This is a genomic window from Enterobacter sp. BIDMC 29 (assembly GCF_019378755.1).
Lineage (GTDB): Bacteria > Pseudomonadota > Gammaproteobacteria > Enterobacterales > Enterobacteriaceae > Enterobacter > Enterobacter ludwigii.
Genome location: NZ_CP080000.1, coordinates 1848414 through 1849955, shown reverse-complemented (window position 1 = coordinate 1849955; position 1542 = coordinate 1848414). Strand labels below are relative to the sequence as shown.

At 45.7% G+C, this 1542-nt stretch carries 3 protein-coding genes and 1 pseudogene (1 of these 4 cut by a window edge); 3 read left to right on the top strand and 1 reads right to left on the bottom strand.

Annotation, left to right across the window (positions count from 1 at the left end):
* From JTA15_RS08275 to JTA15_RS08265, 3 genes and pseudogenes are all read left to right on the top strand, one after another.
* A pseudogene (locus JTA15_RS08275) lies at positions 1-410 on the top strand (RHS repeat domain-containing protein) (its annotated part extends 100 nt beyond the left edge of the window); the annotation flags it as partial.
* Complete coding sequence (locus JTA15_RS08270) at positions 396-830, top strand: hypothetical protein (RefSeq protein ID WP_219373275.1); 435 nt, start codon at positions 396-398, stop codon at positions 828-830. The pseudogene JTA15_RS08275 and the gene JTA15_RS08270, both read left to right, overlap by 15 nt.
* Complete coding sequence (locus tag JTA15_RS08265; RefSeq protein ID WP_138614170.1) at positions 827-1300, top strand: hypothetical protein; 474 nt, start codon at positions 827-829, stop codon at positions 1298-1300. Before JTA15_RS08270 ends, JTA15_RS08265 begins: the two co-directional genes overlap by 4 nt.
* Before the next feature lie 57 nt (positions 1301-1357).
* On the opposite strand, the gene JTA15_RS21725 is transcribed toward JTA15_RS08265, so the two are convergent.
* On the bottom strand, positions 1358-1542 hold a 185-nt coding region (locus tag JTA15_RS21725; protein ID WP_255580182.1), incomplete at its 5' end, for a DUF933 domain-containing protein.

Sequence of the window (1542 nt, the reverse complement as noted above, 5' to 3'; positions counted from 1 at the left end):
TGCCGCTGACCTGTGTCTACATCGATCAGGAGAGCTACGACCCGCTGGCGCGCATTGATGGCGTGGATGCCACTGAGATTTTCTGGTTCCACTGYCAGCCGAACGGCACGCCGGAGCGGATGACGGATAGCGAAGGGCAGGTGCGCTGGGAAGGGGTGAACAGCGCCTGGGGCAAGCTACTGCGGGAGAGCGAAACGCAGATATCAGGATATTCTCAGAACCTGCGGATGCAGGGGCAATACCTGTACCGTGAGACAGGGCTGCACTACAATCTGTTCCGGTATTATGACCCGACTGCGGAAGATTTACGCAGCAGGACCCGATAGGGCTGGTGGGGGGGGATAAACCTTTACCAGTATGCGCCGAATGCGCTGGGGTGGGTGGATCCGTGGGGGTTGAAATGCAAGTCTACGGAAGATGGTCCGATTTTAGGTCCTCATGGAAGTTTAAAAAATGACTTACGCCCTGGACAATCACATCACTTAAATCAGGATGCTGCATTCCGTGACATTATTCCTACTAATAGTGGAGCAGCGATAAAATTAGAAGGTAATGCGTTCACTCAATCAGGTACTCCACATTATGAAGCTCATAAGTCTTTAGAACAGTTTTGGAATCAATTTAGGAAAGGCGGAGCTTCATACCGAGAAATGCCTTCCAATCTCCATTATACTCAGGCATTGAAGCATTCACTGGAGGCTGCTGGTTTACCAGCAAATCAGGTGAAAGAAGCAGTCAGATACAGTATTCAAAATCGAATGCAGCATGGTGCGCTTGGTGGTATGAACGTACCTGGGATCCCAGGAAGAATAAATCAGGTTAAATCATGAAAATATCCCCGTTAGCAATAGACAGGTTAACCAAAATTAATTGGTTTTTTAATCTTGGTGTGGCGACGACCCTCACTGGGGTTATCCAGGTTCAGTCTCTTAGCTTATTTATAAAAGGCTTGAATAGCGATGAATGGGAAAGTGCCACATTGGAAGCTGGCAATGAAATAACAGGTTATCTCGCAAAGAAACATACTTACAATTATCAATATTGGAACTCTTTGGTCAAAGAGGCTAAGAAAGTGGTGGAGAATGATATTATCCCAAAAATAATCTTCCCAGAGTCTGAGAAAAGCTCAATGATTGAGAACTTAAAATGGGATCTGGTGAATTACTTGCTTGAAGATGCGTATGGTTCTTTACTACGAGAGCCGTTCTTTTTTGACGGATTGATTAATGTTTATGAAGCTGGTCATATGCCTTGTGGATGGTCAGGAACTTGGCCTGCGGGAAAACTAGTTATCTATTGATAGATTCGCAATAAAAAAATCCACGCCTAAGCGTGGATTTTTTTCATTCAAAATAAATCAAACGTTAAACAGGAAGTTCATCACGTCGCCATCTTTAACGATGTAATCTTTCCCTTCCGCACGCATCTTGCCTGCTTCTTTCGCGCCTTGTTCACCCTTGTAGGTGATAAAGTCTTCAAATGCGATAGTCTGCGCACGAATGAAGCCTTTCTCGAAGTCGGTGTGGATCTTACCGGCCGCCT